Here is a 24,612-nt window from a genome sequence, read left to right on the forward strand (position 1 = left end):
ACTTTATACTCAAACAATCTCAACATCTGGAGTTCGCAGTGACCCAACTCAGGTTTGTTGGCGTGCTCGCCATCACCTTACTTCTTGCCCAAATCCCCGCGCTGCACCAACTCATGGTGTGGGACCGTGCGGATATTCTAGCCGGACAATGGTGGCGCATCGTAACAGGAAACCTGACACACACCAATGTCATCCATCTAGCCATGAACCTTGCAGGGTTGGTGGGCCTGGTATTTATTCACCGCCCATATTATGCAAGCCGTTCCCTGATGCCAATGATCGGGGTGATGATGGCTGTGATTGGCGGTGTGATGTTTTTTGCTCCCTTTGATAGGTATGCCGGGTTTTCTGGGGTTCTGCATGGCCTGTTTGTCTGGGGCATTCTCCGGGACATTCAGCATAAAGTGCCGCTGGGCTGGCTGCTGTTGACGGTTGTGCTTGCCAAGCTTGGCTATGACGCTTATTCCGGTGGTGATGCCATAACAGCACATTTGATTGGTGCCAGTGTTGCGTATCAGGCGCATTGGGCCGGAGCGTTGGTAGGGTTGGTTTTCGCGCTGATTTGGAAAGAAGATCCTGGGAAGAACGAAGCGCGGACCTAGTCCTGGGAAAAGCAAAAAGCTTGAAACTATTTCGATATAGCTCAAGCTTTTGCAGTACCCAGTACCCAGTACCCAGTACCCAGTACCCAGTACCCAGTACCCAGTACCCAGTACCCAGTACCCAGTACCTATTTCTCTTACTGACGATACGTCGACAGGAAGCGTTCAAAGCGGCCGATTGCCACTTCCAGATCGTCGACCCGTGGCAGCGTGACAATGCGGAAATGATCCGGCTTGTGCCAGTTAAAGCCGGTGCCGTGCACCATCAATACTTTTTCTTGCAGCAGGAAATCCAGCATCATCTTTTCATCGTCGTGAATGCTGTATTTCTTGGTGTCTATTTTAGGGAACAGGTACAGTGCCCCTTTCGGTTTCACGCAACTGATCCCCGGAATTTGGTTCAACAGTTCATGTGCTTTATCACGCTGTTCCAGCAACCGGCCACCTGGCAAAATCAGTTCATTGATGCTCTGGTAGCCGCCCAGTGCAGTTTGGATAGCATGCTGCATCGGCACGTTGGCGCAAAGACGCATAGAGGCCAGCATATCCAGGCCAGAAATGTAGCCTTTTGCTAAGTGGCGCGGGCCTGACAGAATCATCCAGCCTGAGCGGAAACCGCACACACGGTAAGATTTCGACAGACCACTGAAGGTCACGCAGAACACATCCGGCGCCAGTGGGGCAATGGAATGATGCTGTGCACCGTCATACAGAATTTTGTCGTAGATTTCATCGGCAAAAATGATGAGATTATGCTGGCGCGCAATCTCAGCAATCTGCATCAGAAAATCACGGCTGTAAACGGCACCGGTCGGGTTATTCGGGTTGATCAGAACAATACCCTTGGTATTCGGGGTGATTTTCGCCTTGATGTCATCGAGATCTGGATACCAGTCTGACGCTTCATCACACAGATAATGAACGGGTTTACCACCAGAGAGCGATACAGCCGCGGTCCACAGTGGATAGTCCGGCGAAGGCACCAGCAGCTCGTCGCCGCTGTTCAACAGTGCCTGCATCGCCATCACAATCAACTCAGACACACCGTTACCCAGATAGACGTCCTCAACATCCAGCTCCAGCATACCGCGTTTCTGGTAGTGTTGAACCACCGCCTTACGTGCAGAGTAGATCCCTTTAGAATCACAGTACCCCTGGGAAGTTGGCAGGTTTCGGATCACGTCAACCAGAATTTCATCCGGGGCGTCGAAGCCAAAAGGGGCAGGGTTGCCAATATTCAGTTTGAGAATTTTATGGCCTTCTTCTTCGAGGCGCTTTGCCTCTTTCATTATTGGACCACGAATGTCGTAACAGACGTTATCCAGCTTTGTCGACATCCCGATTTCTTTCATCATGATTCCTGAACGAAAAATATCTCAATAGCAGTAAATTACACTAACGAACAATCATTTATAAGTAGTGAATAGCAATAAATCATGAAAAGAAGAAAAATAAGTAATTAAATCCGGTTTGTGCCAGATATTATTCTGGAACATTCGATTTTCATCATAATCAATAAGGTTGTAGAATGTCTTTCCAACAGGAAATTTTTCGAGTTTGTCGTATAACAGCGAAATGTGATGGGGAAATGACCGATATGGTGGTGTTTTGCCCGTTCGTCGCAGGATGACCTGACAAACACAGAGTTGAACATTTTCGCAGCCTCGCCGTGCAAGTTAACAGGTCGCCCAGGGAATCGGACTTTACCTTCCAGGTTGTGAGTGAAAGAGAGGTTAGTTTGACCGATTTAAGCCATGCTATCGCCAGGCTTGTTGAATCCCTGTCGACAATGTCGCCACTGCCGCCACAGATCGCTCAGCCATTCTGTTGGCCGGAGCATACCGATCCGATGGACTGGCTTCATGCACAACCCCTGTTTCCCAAGTTTTATTGGCAAACCCGTGATATCAGTGAAGAAGTTCTGGCGTTGGGGCAGGTGAGAACTTTTTCGGATCCCGCCTCAGCGGAGGCGGGATTGGCGAAAGGTCAGCGTGTTTGGGGTGGACGTTCGTTTGATGGCCGCACTGAGCGCAACCAGCGTTGTCTGCAATCTTTCTTTTTCCTTCCTCAAATCGAAGTGACCCGAAGTGGCACCGCATGGGAAATTCGGGTGAACCTGGGTGATGATTTGTTAAAAGTACGAGCAGCCCTGTCCCGGCTATCGTGTACTGCCCAGCACATCGGGAAACCCGACTGTGAGGTACTGGCGACGGTGCATCAGCCAGTATTCAGTGATTGGTCAACCATGATTGACGAGGCGCTGGAGTCTATTGAAACAACAGGCCTGCAAAAAGTGGTACTGGCGAGAAAAACGATTCTGGATTTAGACCGCCCCTTGCCCGCGGCAAGCCTGTTAAAAGCGTCGCGTGATCTGAATGTCTCCAATTTCCATTTCATGCTTGCGCTGGATGAAAAGCATTGTTTTGTCGGCTCGACCCCGGAAAGGCTTTTTTGGCGCTACAACAGTGAGTTATATACCGAAGCCCTGGCGGGTACCATCGGCCGTGGAAAAGATGCGGAAGAAGACTTGTTCCTGGCCACCTGGCTGTTAAACGACAATAAAAACATTTATGAAAACCGCTTGGTGGTGGATGACATCACCCAACGCTTAGCCCCTTATAGCGGTAAGGTCGATGTAGAGCAGACGCCCCGTTTGGTTCGTCTTCGTAATGTGCAACACCTGAAACGCGATATTGAAGGTGTGCTGGAGGAGAACGTTTCATCCTCCACCTTGCTTGATACGCTGCAACCTACAGCTGCTGTCGCGGGGTTACCCAGGGACATGGCGGTGGATTTTATCGTCAAACATGAGCCTTTCGCGCGTGGATGGTACAGTGGAGCGGTGGGATACCTGAGCCAGGAACAAAGCGAATTTTGTGTCGCTATCCGCAGCGCGTTGGTGGTGGCGGACAAAGTACACCTGTTTGCCGGTGCCGGTATTGTGCCGGGCTCTGATGCGGAAAGTGAGTGGAAAGAGCTCGACCGGAAAATGGCAACACTGAGAAACCTGCTTGGCCCATCACCGGATAACCTGATGGAGAAAAAAGCAGGATGACCCCCTCAACAATAAACCGTATCTGGGCACGTCTGGTTATGCATTCGCTGCAACGAGCTGGTGTTGAGGATATCTGCATCGCGCCGGGCTCACGCTCAACGCCTCTGACACTGGAAGCGGAGCTGCTGCGCGGCGCTTTTCCTGAACTCCAGCTGCACACTCATTTTGACGAGCGGGGGCTGGGCTTTTTGGCGCTGGGTTTGGCAAAGGCGTCAGGCAAACCGGTGGCCGTGATTGTCACGTCAGGTACTGCAGTCGCCAACTTGTTACCCGCTGTGGCCGAATCGCGCCTGACACGCGAAAAGCTGGTGCTGCTGACAGCTGACAGGCCGCCTGAGCTTATCCAGTGTGGTGCCAACCAGGCTATCAGTCAGCCGGGCATCTTCGGTGAGCATGCAGATATGGCGACCAACCTGCCTTCACCAACAGCGAAAATTTCTCCGGCATGGCTGCTTTCCACCCTCAGTGAAGGCTTGTACCGGCAAAGCCAACAGGGTGGCAGCTATCACATCAACTGTCCTTTTCCTGAGCCTCTCTATGGTGAGATGGAAAGTGTGGATGAATATTTGTCACCGGTCAGCGATTGGCTGTTGGGTAGTGAACCCTATCTGCGCTTTACGTCATCGACACCTGATTTTGCGCCAGCATTGTCCGACTGGTCTCACCTTCAGCATCAAAAAGGTGTGTTGGTGGTGGGGAAAGTCTCCCAGACCGATCGCCGTGCAATTGGCAGGCTGGCAGAGAAGCTGGGCTGGCCTTTGCTGTGCGATCCGCAGGCTGGTGAAGGGTCTGGTTATGCCGGGTTCGATGTCTGGCTGCAAAACGCCGCCTGTAAAGTGGTGCTGGTGCAGGCAGAATTGGTGGTTCAGTTTGGCAGTCGGTTAGTGTCCAAACGTTTGGGGCAGTTTATCCAGGGATTTCAGGGGCAATACTGGCTGGTGGAAAACCATCCCGGGCGGTTGGATCCCTTCAACCGCAAAGGGATAAGGTTTATTGCATCACCGGAAGCAGTGGCCTCCTTGATGTGTGAGCGGACACTAACGTCAGCCAATAACAACTGGGCAAGCTCGCTGCTGTCGGCCAGTGCGTCCTATTTTCACCGCCTTCAGGTGAAAAAGGAAAGTGGTACAGCAAGACTTTCAGAGTTGGCGCTGGCAACTGATTTTGCCAACTGGCTGGAGGGTACGAGTGACCTGTTTATTGGCAACAGTATGGCCGTCCGTTTGCTGGATATGTGTTGCAACCTGCCACCTTGCGCGGTCTATACCAACCGCGGCGCATCAGGGATTGACGGCTTAATCGCAACGGCTTGCGGTGTGCAGAGAAGCCGCAAGCGTTCCATGGTGATGCTGGTGGGGGACACGTCTGCACTTTATGATCTCAACAGTCTTGCTTTGCTGGCACGAAATCCGTACCCGTTGGCGTTGGTAGTGATTAACAATGACGGGGGCGGCATTTTCGATATGTTGCCAGTGCCAGATGCGAAGAAAGAGACGTTCTATCGTATGCCTCATGGTGTTGAATTCCGTCATGCAGCCGCCATGTTTGGGTTGTCCTATGTCTGCCCGGACACACTGGACAGTGCGCGCGAAGCCTGCCTGCAGGCGCAGCGGGGCGAAGGCACCACCTTGATTGAGCTCAAGGTACCTGCCGGACAATGTGGTCAGGATCTTAAGTCCTTATTTGTCGAAATTGCTGATGCTAAGCTGTTCTAATCCCCTTTCTTATTCGTTGCAAGGGCAGATTGGAAAGCCCGCCCTTGTTTTTCTGCACGGTTTGTTGGGCGATTGCCGTGACTGGCAACCGGTCATAGAGTCACTCACTGAAGACTTCCTTTGTCTTTCTCTCGATCTACCCGGACATGGCGGCAGCCGGGATGTTGCCGTCACTGGTTTTGATGATACCTGTGAAAAAATAGCGGACACGATTCAACAGGTATTACACCAGCCTTTTACGCTGGTGGGCTACTCGCTAGGGGCGAGGGTGGCGATGTATTTGACGGCTCATTATGCGATGCTTCTTAAGGGAACAGCGTCACCCCTTCAGCGGTTGATTATTGAAAACGGTCACCCCGGCTTGCCGGAAGCCGACAGGGCCGCGAGGTGGCGCCACGACGACGCGTGGGCGCGTCGCTTTGAAAAAGAGCCCATTGTTGATGTGCTTCAAGCTTGGTATCAACAACCGGTCTTTTCCTCACTAAATCCTGCGCAAAGACAAAGTTTGGTGACGTTACGCAGTGATAATCTCGGCACAAAAGTAGCAAGCATGCTGCGTGCCACATCGTTGTCCAAACAAGCATGTTTACTGACGCCATTGCGAAAGAGTGGCATCCCCGTGCATTATCTTTGTGGTGATAAAGACGCGAAGTTTCTGGCGTTGGCGAAGCAGTCTGGACTGGCTTTCTCTATTGTCCCAGACGCCGGACACAATATTCATGCAGAGCAGCCTGTGCTGTTTTGCCAGTTGGTAAGACAACTGATCGGCTTGATTTAATTGATAATTTGAATGGTAAGATTATGGCAAGAACAACAGGTTTAACCGAACAGGAATTGTATGCGCCGGTAGAGTGGCGGGATTGCTCTGAAGGCTACGAAGACATTCTTTTTGAAAAATCTGCCGATGGTATCGCCCGTATCACGATCAACCGCCCGGAAGTGCGTAACGCGTTTCGTCCAAAAACGGTAAAAGAAATGATCAAAGCACTGGCCGATGCGCGCTACGATGAAAAAATTGGTGTCATTGTGCTGCGTGGTCAGGGTGAGCATGCGTTTTGTTCTGGTGGTGACCAAAAAATCCGTGGCGACTACGGCGGTTACCGCGACGAAAATGGCACCCATCACCTGAATGTACTCGATTTCCAACGCCAAATCCGCACCTGTCCGAAGCCGGTGATTGCGTCTGTTGCCGGGTATGCCGTGGGTGGCGGCCACGTACTGCACATGATGTGTGACCTGACGATTGCGGCAGACAACGCACAGTTTGGTCAGACCGGTCCGAAAGTCGGTTCATTTGACGGTGGCTGGGGCGCCTCTTACATGGCGCGCATTGTCGGCCAGAAAAAAGCCCGTGAGATCTGGTTCCTGTGTCGTTTCTACGATGCGCAGGAAGCGCTCGACATGGGTTTGGTGAACCATGTGGTGCCTTATGCTGAGCTTGAACGCGAAACCGTGCGCTGGTGCCGTGAAGTGTTGCAACACAGCCCAATGGCGCTTCGTTGCCTGAAAGCGGCACTGAATGCTGACTGCGACGGTCAGGCAGGTCTCCAGGAACTTGCTGGTAACGCAACCATGCTGTTCTACATGACCGAAGAAGGTCAGGAAGGGCGCAATGCGTTTAACGAAAAGCGCCGCCCAGACTTTAATAAATTCCCGCGTAACCCATAACAGGGGCCAGTATGAAACAAGCAACGCTTTACCGTTATGCGTTGCCGATGGACAGTGGTGTGATCTTGCGTCACACCCGTCTGGCACTGCGGGACGGTTTTATTGTTGAGCTTCGGGTCGATGATCGTATCGGGCGTGGTGAAGTCGCGCCCTTGCCAGAGTTCAGTGCTGAATCTATTGAACAGGCCGGTAAAGAGCTGGAGGTGTGTCTGGCTGACTGGCTCAATGATCGTGATATTGACTGGAATAACCTGTCGCCATCCGTGGCGTTTGGTCTTTCTGTGGCGATAGCTGAGCTAAACCAGGATATTCCCGGCGAAGGCAACTACCTGTCGGCCCCATTGTGTAGCGGCGATCCCGATGAGCTGGTGGAAAAGCTGGCTGCGCTGCCCGGTGAAAAAGTGGCGAAAATCAAGGTGGGTTTATATGAGCCTATCCGTGATGGTATGGTGGCGAACATGTTTCTGGAAGTGATCCCAGACTTACGTCTGCGCCTTGATGCCAACCGCCAGTGGACCCCAACCAAAGCGGCACAATTCGCCAAATACGTGAATCCGGCTTTCCGCAAGCGGATTGCGTTTTTGGAAGAACCTTGCCAGACACCAGAACAAAGCCTCGACTTTGCGGCAGAAACCGGCATTGCCATTGCCTGGGACGAAACCGTGCGTGAGGATGGCTTTGAGGTGAAAAAACAGCAGGGTGTCTCGGCGATTGTGATTAAACCTACCTTGGTCGGCTCACTGCAAACCGTGCAAAAACTGGCAGATGAGGCAAAAGCGAAAGGGCTTGAGGTGGTGATAAGCTCAAGCATTGAATCCAGCTTTGGCCTCAATCAGCTCGCCCGCATCGCAAACTGGCTGACACCGGATACCCTGCCGGGGCTGGACACGATTTCCCTGTTCAAGGCCCAGTTGGAAACCGCGTGGCCGGGATGTGAACTGCCACTGACCACACTGAAAGCATGTGACGTGGTATGGCAGGCACAGTGCTGACCTTTTCCGGTTGGCCCTGGCAACATTGGGTGTCTTTAAAGCCACAGGACACCGCACTGTATCTTGGAAAAAAGGCGCTGACCTGGCAGCGCCTGAATCAGGATATTACGACGGTCCCATCGCTCCCGGCCAGTAAAGGGGATTATGTGGCCCTGATTGCACGCAATGACTATCAGACCTTGTTGGTCATGCTGTCTGCATGGCAGCAAGGTCTGCGCACGTTACTGCTCAATCCTGCTTTTCCCGATGGTTTAACCCACCAAATCCTCGACCATGCCGGTATCCGGACTGTGATTGATCCGATGGCGGTTGCCCTTGATAGATCAAAAACTCCGAGCGGCATTTGTTTTGATGCCGACCGTCTCCTTACGCTGGTATTGACCTCCGGTTCAACCGGCACGCCGAAAGCGGTCACACATACCGCGTCGAATCACTTGGCTAGTGCTGATGGGCTTTTTTCACTGATGCCGTTTGGCGGCAATGATTGCTGGTTACTTTCCCTGCCGCTGTTTCATGTCTCCGGGCTCGCGATTATCTGGCGTTGGTTATGTAAAGGGGCCACCCTGAAGATTGCGGATACCAAAGGTGATGCCTTGCTGGCTTCTTTGGATGGGGCGACGCATGCGTCTCTGGTGCCGACCCAGTTGCAACGATTGCTAAGGGTGGAAAGACCACGGTCCTTGCATTCGGTGTTGCTGGGTGGAGCGGTGATCCCGCAACCGCTGGTGGATGAAGCCGAGCAAAAGGGGATTCGCTGCTGGTGTGGCTATGGCATGACAGAAATGGCGTCTACCATCACCGCAAAACGGGCAGATGGGCGTTTTTCTGTCGGTAAAACCTTGCCTAACCGTGAGCTCAGATTATCGACTGATGGTGAAGTGTTGGTTGGCGGAAAGACACTGTCGCCAGGTTATTTTATCAAGGGGCAGCTTCATCCTCTCGCTGACCGCTGGTTTGCCACCAAAGACAGGGGCGAGTGGCAGGATGGCGAGCTGCGCATTCTGGGACGGTTGGACAATATGTTTATTTGTGGCGGCGAGAATGTGCAGCCTGAATCGATTGAAAGGGTGTTGTCATCTTTTGAAGGCGTCGAACAGGTTTTTATCCTGCCACAGGCCGATCCGAAATGGGGCAGTGTGCCGGTAGCAATTATTCAGGGCAAGGTCGATGAGCAGGCGTTTTTGCAAAAAGCCAGAGTCCTTCTTCCGCCCCATCAGGTGCCGAAAAACGTGCTGGCATTACCGGACGGTTTCGGGGAGGTGGGCATAAAGCTGTCGCGAAAAGCATTGGCAGAATGGCTGTCAAACCAGTCGCTAAAGGTCAACAGAGCCTAATGAATGAACGCTAACAAACATCACCGCGCAGTGCTTTCACATCATTAAACAGCCGTTCGCAACGTGCCTGTTCCGGGGCTACCGCTGTACCCGCGACCACTTCCACTTTTGACCAGAACCGGCGCGGAAACTTAAGCAGTGCCCGGCCACCTTCGCGGCTGAAGTAGCTGCCCCACAGTCCCCGGAGTGCAAGCGGTATAACCGGCACTGGAGATTGTTTCAAAATACAATTCACCCCGCGCTTAAAGGGCTGCATTTCACCGTCTGGGGTCAACTGGCCTTCAGGAAAAATGCAGACCACCTCGCCGTCATCCAGCTGCTTTTTCACTTCTTTCAGAGCGTTGCGGATAGAAGTGCTGGTCAGCTTAATGGGGATAACGCGGCTGGCCCGGAAAAAATAGTGCAATATTGGCAGGTGATAGTAGTCTTCATCCATGACGAAACGGATCGGGCGCGGACAGGCGCCAGCCAATATCAGGGCATCGACATAGCTGACGTGATTGCACACTAACAATGCCCCGCCTTTTTCAGGAATATGGTGGAGATTTCGGTGGGTCACGCGGTAAAAACTGTGGCTTAAAAACCAGATAACAAAGCGAAGCGCGAACAAGGGCACCTGTTTGCCGACATAGAAGGTGACCACGAGGTTGAGCAGAGCCAGTGCCAGGAAAAATTGCGGAATAGAGAGCCCGGCCACACCCAGCAACACCATGGCAAGGATGGCACTGGCCACCATAAAAAGGGCGTTGTAGATGTTGTTGGCTGCAATGACTTGTGAGCGTTCACTCTCTTTCGCCCGGGCCTGCATCATGGCATAGAGAGGAACGATGAAGATCCCCCCGAAAACACCAATCAACAGCAAATCGGCAAATACCCACCAGAGGGAGGGATCAGCGACAAACCCTAAAAACGTCGTGGCGGTGGAGGGGACTGGCGGCGTAGAAAACATCAGATGGGCACCGAAAAGAGTCAGGCCCAGCGCACCAATAGGCACAATACCGGGCTCAATACGGTGGCCGGACAGTTTGTCGCACAGCAGGGAACCTACCGCAATACCGACAGAAAACAGGGTCAGCAGGAAGGAGACGGTCGCTTCGCTGCCGCCAAGGAAAAGCTTGGCGTAGTTGGGAAACTGTGTCAGGTAGCTTGCGCCCAAAAACCAGAACCAGCTTATCCCCAGAATAGACTGCAATACCACGTTATCCTTGTGCGCGATGCCAAGGGTGGTTTTCATTTGTCGGATCGGCGAAAAGCTGATTTTCAGTGACGGATTGCCAGCTGCAACGTCTGGAATGCGACGCGCACTGAGATAACCCAACACCGAAAACAGCACCACAGCAATGGCCGCAATATTCCTTGCGTCTTCCTGATGGGCAATCACTCCTGCAACGATAGTGCCGAGTAAAATAGCCAGAAAAGTGCCGGTTTCGACCAAGGCATTGCCGGAGACCAGTTCCTGGGGTTTCAGGGTTTGTGGCAGCAGGGCATATTTGACTGGCCCAAAGAATGCAGACTGGGTACCCATCAAAAACAATAAAACCAGTAAGGCCAGATAGCTTTCAACGATAAACGCGATAGCCGCCAGGCTCATGATGCCGATTTCTAGCAGTTTTACGCCGCGGATAAAGAGGGATTTTTCAAACTTATCGGCGAGTTCACCGGCAAACGCGGAAAAAAGGAAAAAGGGAAGAATGAAAAGTCCGGCTGCCAGATTGATAAAGAGATCCGTACTGACACCAATGACGCCAGGACCGGTAAAGGCAACCAGGATCAGCAGCACATTTTTATAAACGTTGTCGTTAAATGCACCCAAGGCCTGGGTGATGAAGTAGGGCAAAAACCGTCGCTGTTTTAAAAGCCCTGTCTGGGTTGTCATCCTTTCCCTCCTGACATTGGGTCACGCGTCTGTCCAGCTTTTGAGGTAGCCTGTCAGCAGGTTATCAATGAGCTCTGCACCATTGACAGGGACAGAAGTAAAGAACTTGTCGTCTACAGCCAGCAGGGTAATACCATGTACACCTGCCCACAGCACGCGGCTTGCCTCGATCACTTGCTCATTGGTTTTCGAAGGGGACAGCTGTTTAAGCAGGCTTTCAAGTATTCCCGTCATGTTCTGGATACGGTTATTTTGCCAATCTGGCAGTTTGTCACCTTGCATACTGTGTTCAAAAACCAGTTGCCAGCGATACGGATTGTTTGATGCAAATTCCAGATATAAATGGGCGAGGGTGAATAATGCCTGTTTGCTATTGGTCACTTCTGTCAGTTTCTGCGCAGCCTGCGAGCGAAGATCATCCAGTGTCCTTGCCACGACATGAAGCAGTAAGATGTTGTAACTACCAAACACATTGACCAACGTGCTGGGCACATAACCAATCTGAGCGGCAATTTTTCGCAAACTCAGATTATGGTAGGGCTGAGTGTCTAAGTGCTCTTCAACACAACGAAGAGTCATTTCTACCAACTCTTCGCGACTGTGGTCGTTCCTGCGGGCCATTACATCTTGCTGCAAATAGTGAACAATGTTCGATATTCTAGAAGTGGGGTCAGCAAAGGGCAAGTTACGCGCCTCTCAGTTTGACGAAAAGCCAATAACTGAGAGGCTGACAAGGAGTTGATTAGCTGAAGATTTCTGCGTTTTTGACTGACACTTGGTCGTTCAATGTCCAGAAATCATAAATAACACCGATCAGGAAAAAACCGCCGGTAAACAGATACAGAATACCAGTCAGCCATTTGCCCATGTACATTCTGTGAATACCGAATATGCCGAGAAACGTCAGCAAAATCCAGGCGACAGAAAAGTCGCATTGCCCACTGTGGAAGCGGAGATCGGCTTCACGATCCATGGATGGGATCAGGAACAGATCAATCAGCCAGCCAATGCCCAACAATCCCAGGGTAAAAAACCAGATAGTGCCAGTGACGGGCTTGCCGTAATAAAAACGGTGTGCACCAAGAAAGCCAAAAATCCACAAAATGTATCCAACGACTTTACTGTGTGTATCGTTCATAGCACTAACCTTCATTTTTTAGGGGATAAGAAATGGTAACGCAATGATTCATTGACGAACGCTATCTCCTTTAAGATTTGTTGTATTTTACGTGAAAAGTCGCCCAAAGGAGAAATACCGGTTGGGGATGCCTGTCAATCCATTAAAAACATTTAAACGATTGGTAACATTTTTCATGTGCATCAAGGTTTGACTTTCGCTCCTGCTGGCATAGCATGAGGATACGTTACGCTTGTTGCGTTCTCTAACATTGAAACAAAAGGTTTGCAATGAAACGCTTTTTTACTCTGTTTGCGCTGATGTTTGTGATGGTGGTTTCGGCACCACATGCAGAAGCGAAAAAATTTGGTGGTGGTAAGTCTTTTGGTAAGAGCTATAAGACGGCGCCTGCACCAAAATCCCAGCCGACCAATACCAATTCGATCAATAAGCAAAGCGATCCTGCTTCAGCAGCAAAATCGTCATCGAAGAAAGGGTTAATGGGCGGTTTGCTCGGTGGCCTGCTGGCAGGTGGTTTGATTGCTGCGATGTTTGGCGGTGCATTTGAAGGCTTCCAGGTCATGGACTTTCTCATCATCGCGCTGATCGCTTTTGTGTTGTTTAAGATCTTCAAGAGCTTGATGGCGGCAAAGAATGGTTCGATTAACCGACCGCACCAGCAAGCTTATGCGGGTAACCCGTCCCCACAGAAGAAAGGTTATTATCATGAGCAACCACAATTCCGTGAGTCTTCTGCGACCTCTTCAACCGGTGGTTTTGGCGCGGTGAATAATGATGTACCGTTCAACCTCCCGCCAAATTTTGACATGTCGGCATTTGTTAATGGTGCGCGTGAGCATTACCGCACATTGCAAGGCGCATGGAACCACAATGAACTGGAAACCATTCAGGAATATGTGACGCCTGAGCTTTATAACGATCTGGCCGAAGAACGCCGCAAACTGGACGGTGAACAGCATACAGAAGTGATGTATGTGGATGCGGAAATTGTGCGTGCTGATTATGATGGTAAACGTGCACAATTGAGCCTTCAGTTCAGTGGCCGTTACTGTGATCGCCATGAAGGTATTGAAGAGGATATTACCGATATCTGGCACTTGGAGCGTGACATGACGTTGCCAAACGCCCCTTGGTTGATTGTCGGTATCCAAGCCTAAAGCGGCGGCGTTGTCCCCCTCCTCCGAAAAGAGCAGTCTTGATGACTGCTCTTTTTTTTCAGCAGTGGTGAGTCGTTACAAGAAGGATGGCTATTCGCTTCTTTGGCAAATCGCGGTTACGTTGTTGACCACTATTTCAGGAGCGCACTGGGGAAACAACACAACGCCCATGATGTGGCGTGATTCAAAGTTCTGTACTTTATCATCCGCGTGGGGTGATCTTATCGGAGAGTTCTTGATCTCGGCACAATTTCTCTGTGTCACGACCAACTATATTCGGGAATAACGAAACACGGATAAATGTTGGAGGCGCTATGCCATTTACCTCTGAACTGGTTGACGAAATGAACGTCCTGGTAAAATTTTCTCTTTCTTCCGATCTCATGGGCATCAAAGTTCACAGTGATGCAGATCCTGGTCTTGTAGCCGCCACAGAGCGTCTCTATGAAAAAAAGCTGATCACAGCACAAGACGGTGGCTATTTAACCTCAATTGGGCGCGATGCCGTTGAGCACGCGAAAGAAGCGTTGCGGATATTAAAGTCGATACCTGAATAAACCAAACGGAAGAAAAAGCAAGGGAGCCCAGTGGCTCCCTTTTGATAGGTTGTGTTTTATGTCGGCAATCACCGAAGGTATTACCAAACGTCTTTGTCGATTTGTTTGTCCAGCTTCGGGAATTTAGTGCGGTCGAAAGTTGGCTTTTTGCCCGCTTTGCGTTGGGCCTCATAATCTTTCAACAGCGCAAATACGATACCAGACAGTGCCAGAATGGCCACCAGGTTGATGATCGCCATCATACCCATCGACAAATCTGCAAATGCCCACACTGTTGGCAGATCAACAACTGCACCAATGACAACCATCGCCAGCACTGCTACACGGTAGATATTGACAACAGATTTACTCTTGAAAATGTACTCGATGTTTGATTCACCGTAAGAGTAGTTTGCAATCAAAGACGTAAATGCAAACAGCAGGATAGCGATAGCAACAAAGCCAGCACCCCATGCACCCACTTCTTCAACCAGCGCCGCCTGGGTCAGAGCAATGCCCGTTAGATCACTATTGGTATCCAGCATACCGGACAGCAGGATGATAGAAGCGGTCGCAGTACAGATCACGATGGTATCAATGAATACGCCAAGCATCTGAACATAGCCTTGGGCCACCGGGTGGTTCGGACGCGTTGTGGCAGTAGCCGCCGCATTTGGTGCAGAACCCATACCGGCTTCGTTCGAGAATAACCCTCGTTTGATACCTTGCATCATCGCCGCACCGATGGCACCGCCTGCGGCTTGTTCGATCCCCAGAGCGCTGGTGATGATTGCACGGAAGACGTCCGGAAGAAGAGTAATGTTCATGAAGATCACGTAAAGGGCGACGAGCAGGTAACCGATTGCCATAAAGGGAACGATAAGTTCTGCGACGCGGGCAACAGAACGCATACCACCAAAGATGATGGGAGCGGTTGCCAGCGCGAGGATAATACCCACCCAGGTATGATCGGCGCCAAACGCTGTGTTCATCGCCGCAGCAATGGAGTTTGACTGAACACCGTTAAAAGCCAGGCCAAAGGCAATGATTAAACAGATAGCAAATGTGATACCCAGCCAGCGTTGGCCCAGGCCTTTTTCAATGTAATACGCTGGACCACCGCGGAAGGTATTATCTTTGTGATTAACTTTGTATGCTTGAGCAAGGGTAGATTCGACAAAGCTGGTAGACATACCGACCAGTGCGGTTACCCACATCCAGAACACTGCGCCTGGTCCGCCCAGGTAGATAGCAACAGCCACACCTGCCATGTTGCCCGTTCCGACGCGGGCGGCGAGACTGGTGCTGAATGCCTGAAAAGAAGAGATCCCGCCATCAGCGCCTTCACGGCTGCCTTTGATAAGCTCAAACATGTGCCCAAATGCGCGGAATTGGAGAAAACCGGTGCGGAAAGTGAAATAAAGACCTGCGCCGATCAAAAGGTAAATGAGTACACTTCCCCACAGTAAGCCATTCCCGGCATCAATAAAGGAAACGAATAGTTCTTTTAGTTCCGTCATATACAAACTCTAATGTCGTCAAATGTATACCCAAACAACCTGAATTCGAGCATCTTCAAGTTGCTTGGGTATAAAGTGGCAGTCGAGTGACAAGGAGGAGACAGGGGATCTGAAACCTTCTTTCCGCTCTCTGCTCTAGGCAAACAGCTTGCCCTGGCGACGTATCCATGCAGAGATCTTCGGTCAGCGGATTTGTACTTCTGTTACGAAACCTACAAATTCATTTGAGTAAGATCTGACCGCTTTTGTCTTCTTTCTACGAAAAAGACAAATTAAAACGGCGGGATAATACTCTAATTTTGGTCGTGTGGCATCTGTAAATTTCAATAAAAGATTAAAATTTAGGCGTTTAGTTTAATAAAAGGCTTCTTTTTCAACACAAACAACCATGATAATTAACAATTGTTGTCGAGGTTGGATACCGGGTGCCTTGGGTAAATATTCAATTATTCAAAGCGTTAATTATCTGTTTGTTCAAGCTTTCGCTCTAAATCAGATTTGACAATATCTATCGCTTTAAGTGCTGTTTTCGGATCAATCCCGTTACTTTCCAGTAAATAAATCAAATCAACGGCTAATTTGATGTCATCCGGGGCATTTTCTAAGCCAGTGTTGCTCATTTTTATGGGCTCCTCATTGGAAAATAACTATTCAGTGCAGCGCGGATAAGCTCGGCGTGAAGGGGCACCAGTGTCTCTTGTTCTGTGCGATATCCACCACCGATCACGGCCGCAACGGGGATATTATGCTTTTGACATGCCTTCATCACAGCTGCATCCCTTTCCGCGATTCCTTGTTGGCAAACGTTCATGTAGCCCAGCTCGTCGTCTTGGTGAATATCGACACCGGCATCATAGATCACCAGATCGGGCTGATATTGTGCCAGGGCAAGGGTAAGACAGGGGATAAACGTCGATAAATAGGTGTCTGATGTTGTTCCCACGGGTAACGGCAAATCGATGTCAGATGCCGGCTTTCGTGATGGGAAGTTTTTCTCGCAGTGAACAGAGAACGTTACGATATCACTGCGCCCAGCAGCTAGGGTTGCGGTACCATCGCCGTGGTGCACATCACAATCGACAATCAGTACTTTGTCGATACCTTCATGGGTCAGCGCGTGGCTCGCAGCGAGAACAAGATCGTTAAAGAGACAAAACCCACTGCCAAAATCATAATGGGCGTGGTGGTAACCGCCGGTTAAATGAATAGCAACGCCATGCTCAATGGCTTTGTCCACCACCAGTGTTGTGCCACCGAGAGATGTCAGGCTGCGTTGGATAAGTGCTTCGCTCCAGGGAAAGCCAATCCGGCGCATTTTGACTAACGGCAATGTGCCTTTGACCAAGTCCTCGACGTATTTGGCATCATGGATTTGTTTGAGCACCTCGCTGTTGATTGGGCGAGGGCAGTATTCAGTCACAGGGAAGGTATGGGCATCAAGATAGTCACGCAGCAATCGGTACTTTTGAAGCGGATAACGGTGGCCTTTCGGCAAGGGGAAGTCGGAGTAAATTGGGTGGTAGATCACGGGTAACATGGTGCATTCAGCCCTTGCGTTCTCGGAGGGATATACGTTTTTCAATTTTCTGCCGGGCCTCCTTGCAACGGGCAAGACGCTTTTCCAGAACAAGCAGTTGTTTTTGAGCCTGCTGCTGCTCGATAAACGATGAGCAGGTGTCGAGCCTGGCCTCTGCGTCCCTGATCATATCGCTTAAACGGCGTTCCCAACCTTGGTGTTGGGCGAGATCCTGATAAAGTTGACTGATAGACGCGCCGTATTTGGGGGCCAGGGACTTTTCTTGCTGGCGGAGAGACTGGGTGGCTATTTCCCGCTGCAAGGCGCCTAGCTGGTTCAGCAGCTTTTCACAAAGATACTCAGCCCGCATTGCGGTGAGTCGTCCGCTGGCTTGCTCGCGTTCAATCGTGTCCACGACGCTTTTTGCCTCAATCACGCACGGCGTCAGCAAACGCGCCAGACAGGAAAACAGGCGCTCATCAAACAGGGGTCTGGCACTTTCACCACGTTTCCGGTCGATGTCTGCGGCACTGTTGGCCAGTGCTTGCAGTTGCACTTTCAGGGAAGTTAAGTCCATAGGTTACTCTGTGTTTTGCTAAAACCAGGCGTCAACGGCCAGTTTAACCGAAAGTACCATTACCACGGAGACAAACACCGGGCGAATAAATTTGGCTCCAAACCGGATAGCAGAATGGGCACCGATATAAGCCCCTATCATCAGGCAAGCCCCCATAGTAAGACCGATAGACCAGTTAACATGCCCCAATATAATAAATGTTACCAGGGAGGTGAAATTGCTGGTGAAATTCATCGCTTTGGCAAGGCCAGATGACAGCAAGATGTTCGTCTTGTACATCGACATGGATGACACGGTCCAGAATGCACCAGTGCCTAGCCCTGCTACGCCATCATAGAACCCCAGGGTAAACCCCTGTCCCCATTGTTTTGCCTTGAGATTGGGAACGTCATTGGGAAGTGAATGACTCTCGGCTTTCGGCTGTGGATGCCAAAGGGTATACACAGCGGTGGCGAGCACGACGAGAGGCAGTGCTTTTTCCAGCCGATCGGTGGAAATGTAATCGACCACCAGCGTGCCGAATACCGCCCCTATAAAGGTAGCGAGAAAAGCGTGAGACCAGAAACGGGGAGAGAAGAGTTTTTTCCGGTAATAGGTCAATGCCGCCGTCGATGAGGCAAAGGTGGCCGAGAGTTTGTTTGTTCCGAGGGCAATGTGGGGCGGCAGCCCGATAGACAACAGGGCTGGCACGGTCAACATACCGCCTCCGCCGGCTACTGCGTCAATAAAGCCAGCAGCAAAAGCCACCAACCCGAGGAGGATTATGGTGTTTGGATCCAGAAGTTCGAGCATTTTTCTTATTCTTTTTAGGTGTGTTCGATCACACGTTTAAAGGGAGGTAACGCGTCAAGAAGGGCTTTTCCGTACCGTCTGGTCACAACCCGTCTGTCAAGCAGCACAACTCTACCAGAGTCGTGCTCTTTACGCAGTAGCCTACCTGCTGATTGTACGAGCTTTTTACTGGCTTCTGGCACTGAAATCTGCAAAAAGGCATTGCCGCCTTTTCGCTCCAGGTATTCAGCATGGGCTTCCTCAACGGGTGAGGTGGGGACAGCAAACGGAATTTTAGTAATGATAAGGTTTGTCAGTAATTCTCCCGGCAAATCTAACCCTTCCGAAAAGCTGCCGGTACCGAACAGCACACTGGTTTGCCCTTTCTGACAACATTCACGGTGTGCATCAAGAATTGATGCCCGTGAAGCTTCTCCCTGAACATGCAGGTGCCAGCCCCGTTTTTTTATCTCGGCTTGCATTTTCTCTGCCACTTGGTTCATTTGCCAGTATGACGAAAACAGCACAAGACTTGCCGTTTCCCCTTCCAGGTATTCCATCAGCACACCGGGAAGCACTTCGGTAAATCTGTCATCCTGCGGCTCACACGGCATGGAAGGTATCACTAATCGGGCATTTTCCGGGTAATTAAAAGGCGAGGGCAGCGCCAGAAAACGGGTGCCGTCATTTTCATCCAGCCCAACCTGACGGCAGAAATAAGAGAATGAATTAAGCGCGCGGAGTGTTGCGGAGAGCAAACAGGCGCCCGCCGCCCGTGACCAGAGCAACTGATCAAGCCGCCAACCGATTTCAAGCGGAGACACGTGAACAATCAAATCGGTTTCCCGCTCTGGGCAGCGCTGAATCCATCGGGCCAACGGTGCCCCTTTCTCTGAATTGGGCTGTGCCATCAGCGTCCAGACTTTTTCCAGGTTTTCGAGTCGCTGCAAGAAGAAGGCTGATTCCGCTAAAAGTGGGTCGGCAAGTCGAGATGCGATATCACCCTCTTTCACCCGCTCAGAGATAAGATCGTGCAGTTTTGCGAGGGATTGATTGGCCTTTTTCGCCGCTTTTTGTATTTCTTTCGCTTCCTGTTGGAGTGCTTCCGGTAGTTCACCGTCAGTAAATCGATAGATCCCGTCTTTATTCAGTGAGCACTCACCCAGCATATTGCGCACGCCGCGCAAAGACGGGACCAATACCTGAATACCTGACTGGAGGGCATCCAGAAAGCGCCCGCTTCGTTTGATGTCGCCCCCATTGGCAATCTTTGATGCACTCTGATTAAGCTTTTCCAGCCATGAAGCTGCTCCCATTAAACTGGCTGAGGCTGCAGAGAAGTCCCGGGCGATGGTGGGCAGGTGATGAGCTTCGTCAATCATATACAGTGTGTGTTCGGGCTCAGGGAGGATGACGCCGCCACCCAGTTCGAGATCGGCCATTAACAGGCTGTGATTTGCAACGATAACGTCAGCTTTGTCCAGATGTTCCCTCGCTTTGGCAAACGGGCAGCTGCGATGAGCAGACAGCCCGGAGTGACAGGTGTGCTTGTCTGAAACAATGGTTTGCCAAAGATAGTCAGGAATGGTTGTTGGCCATGCATCCCGGTCGCCATCCCATTTTCCCCGCGAGTAAGCGTCATACAGGGTGTTGAGCAAGTTGATATCACCGCGTTTCGGTTTTTCGGTAAACAGCGTTTGCTGCCCATGTGCTTCAGGGGTTGCGACGGTAGCCAGTTTTTGACCGCAACAATAACGTTGACGCCCTTTAGCTAAAACAAAACTAAATTCCCGTGGCACTACACGGCGGAAAAGAGGCAAATCTTTCCCGATCAGTTGCTCTTGAAGGGCCACGGTAGCCGTGGAAACCACCACTTTTTTGTTGTTATTGAGTGCAAAGCAAATGGAGCCCATCAGGTATGCCATGGATTTTCCGATGCCTGTTCCCGCTTCTGCAACCAAAATTCGGCGTTTAGGGTGGTATTCACCGGCCAAGGTTTTCGCGATTTCGGCTACCAAATAGTTTTGTGCCTTCCTCGGAATAAAATTCTGCAATTGTGCTTTTAGGTTCTCGTAGCTGGATCGGATGTCTTTTTTGGTGGATGGGCTGAGCATGGCGGTCACAATAACGGTGATGGAGGCGCAGTATAACACGGATGGATAATGTGAAAGAGTTCAAGTATTCGATTATTCATTTCAATTTATGCGATGTATATCACGAATATCAATTGAACTAATATTAGCTATCACTATGAAATCCAAAGGGAATGCCATTCACTGTATAAATCACCTAATAGCAAAATATAACTCCAAATATCCATCAAAAAAGATTAATTCACAGAATTTTAACCTGTTGTAGTGGTATGACTAATTTTAAAGATTTTTGATGGTATCGCTTCAATTTCGTGAACCTTCTCGATGTTTGCTTTGTAACCGTTTGTTGTTAATCGTGTTTTTTATTTTTTGATGTTGTTTTTATGTAATTTGACAGATTTTAGATTTCTCTGCACTCTAAGTTTCGACGTTTAAGCGTACTTGTTTCCGTGTTTTCGTGACGCTGTGACAAGTACAAACATAAAAGGAATTCCGGCACAGGAATTCCAAACTAATAAAGAAAAGGCAGTGGATTAACATGAAAAAGACTATCCTAGCGATGGCAGTTCCAGCTCTGCTGGCTGCTGGTGCGGCACAAGCAAGCGTTAACCTTTACGATGCAGACGGTGTCACAGTTGACCTAAGCGGTGCAGCAGAAATTCAGTATTTCAAAGATTACAGCACAACCGAAGATGCTTACTTGCGCATTGATGATGCAGACCTTCTTCTTACCACATCTATTGAAGTGGCAGACGGTCTAAATGCAGTGGCGGGTATGGGTTTCAAATACGAAGATCAGTTTGCTACTGGTGTTACTGTTTCTAACGATAACGGCACAGTGAAAAACGACGAACTTTATGTCGGTTTGGGTGGTAATTTTGGTACGGTTACGTTTGGTCGCCAACTGCTTCTTTCTGATGACGCAGGCAACCAAAAAGACTACGAATTAGGTTATGAGCAAATTGATTTTGTTCAGACTGAAGGTGGTCAAGTTATCAAGTGGGTTTACGACAACGGCACTTTCTATGCTGGCGCAAACGTAGATTTGGATACTAACAAGTCGGACGTAACAGATGGTCGCCAGATCATCGGTGGCCGTATTGGTGCGCGTTATGAAGGTCTTGACGGTCGCATCTACTTCTATGATGGTGAAGACGTAGATGGCGAAGATATTAAAGGCTTTAACGCTGAATTGGATTGGACGATAAACGACCAGTTCGATCTGGCACTCAGCTACGGCCAATTAGACTACGAATTACACACTAACAATGCTGTTGGTGATGAAGTTGATGTATTTGGTATCTCAGCTGGTTACCAAGCCAGTGAGAAGCTTGTTTTTGCTATTGGCTATGACTACCTTGACAGCAAAGGTAAAGGTGGAAATCTCGATGGGGATGCAGACAGCATTTACGCGAATGCCACCTATAAGCTGCACAGCAATGCAATGGTGTATGCAGAGGTTGGTGTCGCAGATGGTAAAGTAGGCAATGTTGATATAGACACTGACACAGGTTATGTGCTGGGTATGGAAGTGAAATTCTAAGCCAGTTTAATCGCGTCATTATTAAAGCCGCCTGTAGGGCGGTTTTTTTGTATAAGGTAAAGAAATGCTAAAAGGTCTGGTTTTCGCGTTGTTATGCTTGTTCTCAGGGGGAGCGCTTGCTGGGACGTTAAGTGCTGAGAATGGGTTGGAATTACTGTTAATAAATGGAAAAGACGTTAAACGTTATGGCGATCACGCAGATAAGGTTGTAACGCTTTCTCCTGGTACTTACCAAATCGTTGCAAGGTATGATGATGAAGTGAAACGCGGTTCGCGCTCAACGATTTTTACATCAAAACCCTATGTGATGGAATTTGAAATGGGGAAAGAGGATGTCGTTTTAAGCATTCCCAAACTTAAATTTGAAAGCCAGGCAACGGCATTCTTTAGAGAGCCTATTTGGGAATTGAGAAACCCAACGGCAGGATCTGTGACTGTGTTAGCCTCTGAGAAACTCACTGGAAGTGGTTTTGGGTCTTTTGGCAACATGGAAAAGGTGATTGCTGAATATAATCGAGAAAATGGCATTGTGTTTGATGGCGGTAAACCTCAAGATCTTGAAGACGTGCTTGTTTCGTTCGAAGATGATGGTCGTGTCAGTATAAAGGGTGACGTGCTTTCTCAGTTGAAACTTTGGTACACGAAAGCAACTAATGAAGAAAAAAAATCATTCAAAAGATGGATGGTTGAGCAAGATTTTCAATAGCGTTTTTGTGATTGATTTTACGCAACCTTATAAGAACCATGGCCTCAAAAGAGGCCTCATTAAGCGTGGTGATAACGGCTGTGAGTGCGGCAGGATTGGCATCGCGATTCGGTAGGGTCGAAAAGAATATCGTCCAGTTCTATGTCCTCTTCACAGTCTGCACACAGACCAAATAACCCGGTGTGAATAGCACACAACGCAGCATCAATTTTCTCTAAACGAACGCCGTCGGCATGAATAGTTGGGGCTGTTTCGTGTCGACACAGCTTGATGAGATAGGCAGTCGGTACGTTTGTGACATCTTGTCCTGTCAGGCTCATCAGCGTTTCTTCCAACCTGCTGCGTACCGTTTCTTTCTCAATTGCTAGCTTTTGTTGTAGTTGTGCTACAGTTTTTTTATCAATCATTGTTGTTGTGTCTCGGTGCGCATTATAACCGAACAGTCTAGTGAAATAGCCTGTCTTTGTTCTGATATATATCAAGACAAAATGAGATAATCCCAAAGGTCAATAGACCTTACGGTTTGTCGGTATTTAGTGGCCGTCGAAACAGGTATATTGCGGTTCATTTCTAATGATAGTCAGAACAAGAAGGATATATAAAGATGGACGCTAACTTTAAAGACCCGTTTAATTTTGCGTATTTTCTGGGCATGATCGCGGTATTACTGCTTCCAACACTGCCCGCTACGCTAACGTGGATTGGTATGTTAAGCCGGTAAAACAATATCCGGGAGGAAGCGTGAAATTATCGTTTAAACGACTGCTTTTGCTGGCGATAGGTTGGCTAAGTGTCTTCCTCGGTGTCATTGGTATCTTTCTCCCGCTCTTACCCACCACTCCATTTCTTTTGCTGGCCAGTGCCTGTTTTATGCGGGGCTCACCGCGTATTGCGAAATGGCTGCATGACCATCCTACATTCGGGCCGGTGATTAACAACTGGCAACAGCACCGGGCGATAGACAAAAAGGTTAAGCGACGTGCGAGCGTGTTTATTGTGCTGAGCTTTTCATTTTCTATCGTTATTGTTCCTGAACTTTGGCACAAAGCCATGTTGGTAGTGATGGCAGCTGTACTTTTAATATGGATTAACCGTTTACGTGAAATCGAACCGGTTGCCCGCGTCCCTGAAAATACATAACATGGCGGTTTCGCATCCCCTGCAACGGTTCGGTGACGAGCATGAAAATGGGGCCAGTAACGTCCAGAGTATTATCAGAAGCCACGCTGTATAGTGAATCAATATGAGCCAAGACAAAATCGCATTTATCAAAAACAGTATCAAAACCATCCCTGATTACCCGAAGCCAGGCATCATGTTTCGTGATATCACCAGCTTGATGGAAAACGCAGAGGCGTATAAAGCGACAATCGAGTTACTGGTCAACAAATATAAAGATCAGGGGTTCACCAAAATTGTTGGCACTGAGTCCCGGGGCTTTCTGTTTGGCGCCCCACTGGCTTTAGAGCTGGGCATTGGTTTTATTCCTGTGCGCAAACCAGGGAAGTTGCCACGTGAGGTGATCAGTGAAAGTTATGAACTGGAATACGGCACCGATACACTGGAAATTCACACCGACGCGATTGTGGAAGGTGATAAGGTATTGATGGTCGATGACTTGTTGGCGACAGGGGGAACCATTGAAGCCACGACAAAATTGATCCGCCGTCTGGGTGGTGATGTAACACATGCTGCATTTATTATTAATCTGCCAGACATTGGTGGAGAGCATCGCCTTCACGCGATGGGCATTGATGTATACAGCATTTGCCAGTTTGACGGTCATTAATTCACCGTTTGAACCAAACAGCCT

Annotated in this window: 24 protein-coding genes; 13 read left to right on the forward strand and 11 right to left on the reverse strand. The window is 49.6% G+C overall.

The features are described from left to right. Positions 1–38: 38 nt before the first annotated feature. Entirely contained in the window at positions 39–602 is a 564-nt protein-coding gene (rrtA, locus tag AC6IB1_RS06540) for a rhombosortase (RefSeq protein ID WP_497568323.1), read from the forward strand. A gap of 137 nt (positions 603–739) precedes the next feature. Here rrtA and AC6IB1_RS06545 read toward each other — a convergent pair whose 3' ends face one another. Beyond that, entirely contained in the window at positions 740–1,954 is a 1,215-nt protein-coding gene (locus AC6IB1_RS06545) for a pyridoxal phosphate-dependent aminotransferase (RefSeq protein ID WP_497569096.1), read from the reverse strand. A 386-nt stretch (positions 1,955–2,340) separates the two neighbouring features. Between AC6IB1_RS06545 and AC6IB1_RS06550 the strand changes: the two genes are divergently transcribed. From AC6IB1_RS06550 to menE, 6 genes are read left to right on the forward strand one after another with little or no spacing between them, the layout of a single operon-like run. After that, a complete protein-coding gene (locus AC6IB1_RS06550) occupies positions 2,341–3,657 on the forward strand; it encodes an isochorismate synthase (protein ID WP_497568324.1) in 1,317 nt (438 codons plus the stop codon). Next, positions 3,654–5,372, forward strand: a complete 1,719-nt coding sequence (gene menD / locus AC6IB1_RS06555; RefSeq protein WP_497568325.1) for a 2-succinyl-5-enolpyruvyl-6-hydroxy-3-cyclohexene-1-carboxylic-acid synthase — start codon at positions 3,654–3,656, stop codon at positions 5,370–5,372. Before AC6IB1_RS06550 ends, menD begins: the two co-directional genes overlap by 4 nt. Next, on the forward strand, positions 5,356–6,150 hold the full coding sequence (gene menH, locus AC6IB1_RS06560; protein ID WP_497568326.1) for a 2-succinyl-6-hydroxy-2,4-cyclohexadiene-1-carboxylate synthase: 795 nt from the start codon (positions 5,356–5,358) through the stop codon (positions 6,148–6,150). Before menD ends, menH begins: the two co-directional genes overlap by 17 nt. A gap of 23 nt (positions 6,151–6,173) precedes the next feature. Further along, the gene (gene menB, locus AC6IB1_RS06565; RefSeq protein WP_497568327.1) at positions 6,174–7,040 is read left to right on the forward strand and encodes a 1,4-dihydroxy-2-naphthoyl-CoA synthase; all 867 of its coding nucleotides are present in this window, start codon (positions 6,174–6,176) and stop codon (positions 7,038–7,040) included. An 11-nt stretch (positions 7,041–7,051) separates the two neighbouring features. Then, a complete protein-coding gene (gene menC / locus AC6IB1_RS06570; RefSeq protein ID WP_497568328.1) occupies positions 7,052–8,032 on the forward strand; it encodes an o-succinylbenzoate synthase in 981 nt (326 codons plus the stop codon). Then, positions 8,014–9,366 (forward strand): o-succinylbenzoate--CoA ligase, encoded by a 1,353-nt coding sequence (menE, locus tag AC6IB1_RS06575; protein ID WP_497568329.1) that lies wholly within the window; start codon positions 8,014–8,016, stop codon positions 9,364–9,366. Before menC ends, menE begins: the two co-directional genes overlap by 19 nt. Before the next feature lie 10 nt (positions 9,367–9,376). On the opposite strand, the gene AC6IB1_RS06580 is transcribed toward menE, so the two are convergent. The 3 genes from AC6IB1_RS06580 to AC6IB1_RS06590 all read right to left on the reverse strand — a co-directional run bounded on the left by AC6IB1_RS06580 (position 9,377) and on the right by AC6IB1_RS06590 (position 12,380). Continuing rightward, on the reverse strand, positions 9,377–11,242 hold the full coding sequence (locus AC6IB1_RS06580) for an MFS transporter (protein ID WP_497568330.1): 1,866 nt from the start codon (positions 11,240–11,242) through the stop codon (positions 9,377–9,379). 21 nt (positions 11,243–11,263) lie between these two features. Next, entirely contained in the window at positions 11,264–11,863 is a 600-nt protein-coding gene (locus AC6IB1_RS06585) for a TetR/AcrR family transcriptional regulator (protein ID WP_497568331.1), read from the reverse strand. A gap of 121 nt (positions 11,864–11,984) precedes the next feature. Continuing rightward, complete coding sequence (locus AC6IB1_RS06590) at positions 11,985–12,380, reverse strand: NINE protein (protein WP_497568332.1); 396 nt, start codon at positions 12,378–12,380, stop codon at positions 11,985–11,987. A 269-nt stretch (positions 12,381–12,649) separates the two neighbouring features. Here AC6IB1_RS06590 and AC6IB1_RS06595 point away from each other — a divergent pair, with 269 nt between their 5' ends. After that, positions 12,650–13,537: a Tim44 domain-containing protein gene (locus tag AC6IB1_RS06595; protein WP_497568333.1), complete on the forward strand. Its 888-nt coding sequence runs from the start codon at positions 12,650–12,652 to the stop codon at positions 13,535–13,537. A 314-nt stretch (positions 13,538–13,851) separates the two neighbouring features. Further along, positions 13,852–14,094: a TIGR02647 family protein gene (locus AC6IB1_RS06600; RefSeq protein WP_005506402.1), complete on the forward strand. Its 243-nt coding sequence runs from the start codon at positions 13,852–13,854 to the stop codon at positions 14,092–14,094. Between the two features lie 80 nt (positions 14,095–14,174). Here AC6IB1_RS06600 and AC6IB1_RS06605 read toward each other — a convergent pair whose 3' ends face one another. The 6 genes from AC6IB1_RS06605 to dinG all read right to left on the reverse strand — a co-directional run bounded on the left by AC6IB1_RS06605 (position 14,175) and on the right by dinG (position 20,571). Further along, positions 14,175–15,593 (reverse strand): alanine/glycine:cation symporter family protein, encoded by a 1,419-nt coding sequence (locus tag AC6IB1_RS06605; RefSeq protein WP_497568334.1) that lies wholly within the window; start codon positions 15,591–15,593, stop codon positions 14,175–14,177. 458 nt (positions 15,594–16,051) lie between these two features. Next, the gene (rsmS, locus tag AC6IB1_RS06610) at positions 16,052–16,213 is read right to left on the reverse strand and encodes a pleiotropic regulatory protein RsmS (RefSeq protein WP_497568335.1); all 162 of its coding nucleotides are present in this window, start codon (positions 16,211–16,213) and stop codon (positions 16,052–16,054) included. Positions 16,214–16,215: 2 nt separating this feature from the next. Continuing rightward, a complete protein-coding gene (locus tag AC6IB1_RS06615) occupies positions 16,216–17,130 on the reverse strand; it encodes a histone deacetylase family protein (RefSeq protein WP_497568336.1) in 915 nt (304 codons plus the stop codon). 7 nt (positions 17,131–17,137) lie between these two features. Beyond that, on the reverse strand, positions 17,138–17,686 hold the full coding sequence (gene priC / locus AC6IB1_RS06620; RefSeq protein ID WP_497568337.1) for a primosomal replication protein PriC: 549 nt from the start codon (positions 17,684–17,686) through the stop codon (positions 17,138–17,140). 18 nt (positions 17,687–17,704) lie between these two features. Beyond that, on the reverse strand, positions 17,705–18,478 hold the full coding sequence (locus AC6IB1_RS06625) for a TSUP family transporter (protein ID WP_497568338.1): 774 nt from the start codon (positions 18,476–18,478) through the stop codon (positions 17,705–17,707). A 14-nt stretch (positions 18,479–18,492) separates the two neighbouring features. After that, positions 18,493–20,571 (reverse strand): ATP-dependent DNA helicase DinG, encoded by a 2,079-nt coding sequence (gene dinG / locus AC6IB1_RS06630; RefSeq protein ID WP_497568339.1) that lies wholly within the window; start codon positions 20,569–20,571, stop codon positions 18,493–18,495. Positions 20,572–21,088: 517 nt separating this feature from the next. On the opposite strand from dinG, the gene AC6IB1_RS06635 reads away from it, so the two are divergent. Then, the gene (locus tag AC6IB1_RS06635; protein WP_040529142.1) at positions 21,089–22,093 is read left to right on the forward strand and encodes a porin; all 1,005 of its coding nucleotides are present in this window, start codon (positions 21,089–21,091) and stop codon (positions 22,091–22,093) included. Positions 22,094–22,157: 64 nt separating this feature from the next. Further along, a complete protein-coding gene (locus tag AC6IB1_RS06640) occupies positions 22,158–22,799 on the forward strand; it encodes a DUF2057 family protein (protein WP_497568340.1) in 642 nt (213 codons plus the stop codon). Between the two features lie 59 nt (positions 22,800–22,858). Here the strand turns inward: AC6IB1_RS06640 and AC6IB1_RS06645 are convergent, their stop codons facing one another. Further along, positions 22,859–23,206, reverse strand: a complete 348-nt coding sequence (locus AC6IB1_RS06645; protein ID WP_497568341.1) for a TraR/DksA family transcriptional regulator — start codon at positions 23,204–23,206, stop codon at positions 22,859–22,861. 334 nt (positions 23,207–23,540) lie between these two features. On the opposite strand from AC6IB1_RS06645, the gene AC6IB1_RS06650 reads away from it, so the two are divergent. Continuing rightward, a complete protein-coding gene (locus tag AC6IB1_RS06650; RefSeq protein ID WP_497568342.1) occupies positions 23,541–23,939 on the forward strand; it encodes a YbaN family protein in 399 nt (132 codons plus the stop codon). Between the two features lie 103 nt (positions 23,940–24,042). Continuing rightward, a complete protein-coding gene (apt, locus tag AC6IB1_RS06655; protein WP_497568343.1) occupies positions 24,043–24,588 on the forward strand; it encodes an adenine phosphoribosyltransferase in 546 nt (181 codons plus the stop codon). The last annotated feature ends 24 nt before the right edge of the window (positions 24,589–24,612 follow it).

It is taken from the genome of Grimontia sp. THUN1695 (genome assembly GCF_059704325.2).

What these genes read in the sequence shown, in the direction of transcription:
- AC6IB1_RS06635 (WP_040529142.1), top strand. Translation starts at nt 21,089, where the DNA reads ATGAAAAAGACTATCCTAGCGATGGCAGTTCCAGCTCTGCTGGCTGCT.
- AC6IB1_RS06640 (WP_497568340.1), top strand. Translation starts at nt 22,158, where the DNA reads ATGCTAAAAGGTCTGGTTTTCGCGTTGTTATGCTTGTTCTCAGGGGGA.
- AC6IB1_RS06645 (WP_497568341.1), bottom strand. Translation starts at nt 23,206, where the DNA reads ATGATTGATAAAAAAACTGTAGCACAACTACAACAAAAGCTAGCAATT.
- AC6IB1_RS06585 (WP_497568331.1), bottom strand. Translation starts at nt 11,863, where the DNA reads ATGGCCCGCAGGAACGACCACAGTCGCGAAGAGTTGGTAGAAATGACT.
- AC6IB1_RS06590 (WP_497568332.1), bottom strand. Translation starts at nt 12,380, where the DNA reads ATGAACGATACACACAGTAAAGTCGTTGGATACATTTTGTGGATTTTT.
- AC6IB1_RS06595 (WP_497568333.1), top strand. Translation starts at nt 12,650, where the DNA reads ATGAAACGCTTTTTTACTCTGTTTGCGCTGATGTTTGTGATGGTGGTT.
- AC6IB1_RS06615 (WP_497568336.1), bottom strand. Translation starts at nt 17,130, where the DNA reads ATGTTACCCGTGATCTACCACCCAATTTACTCCGACTTCCCCTTGCCG.
- menD (WP_497568325.1), top strand. Translation starts at nt 3,654, where the DNA reads ATGACCCCCTCAACAATAAACCGTATCTGGGCACGTCTGGTTATGCAT.
- priC (WP_497568337.1), bottom strand. Translation starts at nt 17,686, where the DNA reads ATGGACTTAACTTCCCTGAAAGTGCAACTGCAAGCACTGGCCAACAGT.
- AC6IB1_RS06545 (WP_497569096.1), bottom strand. Translation starts at nt 1,954, where the DNA reads ATGAAAGAAATCGGGATGTCGACAAAGCTGGATAACGTCTGTTACGAC.
- AC6IB1_RS06580 (WP_497568330.1), bottom strand. Translation starts at nt 11,242, where the DNA reads ATGACAACCCAGACAGGGCTTTTAAAACAGCGACGGTTTTTGCCCTAC.
- menH (WP_497568326.1), top strand. Translation starts at nt 5,356, where the DNA reads ATGCTAAGCTGTTCTAATCCCCTTTCTTATTCGTTGCAAGGGCAGATT.
- apt (WP_497568343.1), top strand. Translation starts at nt 24,043, where the DNA reads ATGAGCCAAGACAAAATCGCATTTATCAAAAACAGTATCAAAACCATC.
- menC (WP_497568328.1), top strand. Translation starts at nt 7,052, where the DNA reads ATGAAACAAGCAACGCTTTACCGTTATGCGTTGCCGATGGACAGTGGT.
- menE (WP_497568329.1), top strand. Translation starts at nt 8,014, where the DNA reads ATGGCAGGCACAGTGCTGACCTTTTCCGGTTGGCCCTGGCAACATTGG.
- rsmS (WP_497568335.1), bottom strand. Translation starts at nt 16,213, where the DNA reads ATGAGCAACACTGGCTTAGAAAATGCCCCGGATGACATCAAATTAGCC.
- dinG (WP_497568339.1), bottom strand. Translation starts at nt 20,571, where the DNA reads ATGCTCAGCCCATCCACCAAAAAAGACATCCGATCCAGCTACGAGAAC.
- menB (WP_497568327.1), top strand. Translation starts at nt 6,174, where the DNA reads ATGGCAAGAACAACAGGTTTAACCGAACAGGAATTGTATGCGCCGGTA.
- AC6IB1_RS06605 (WP_497568334.1), bottom strand. Translation starts at nt 15,593, where the DNA reads ATGACGGAACTAAAAGAACTATTCGTTTCCTTTATTGATGCCGGGAAT.
- AC6IB1_RS06600 (WP_005506402.1), top strand. Translation starts at nt 13,852, where the DNA reads ATGCCATTTACCTCTGAACTGGTTGACGAAATGAACGTCCTGGTAAAA.
- AC6IB1_RS06625 (WP_497568338.1), bottom strand. Translation starts at nt 18,478, where the DNA reads ATGCTCGAACTTCTGGATCCAAACACCATAATCCTCCTCGGGTTGGTG.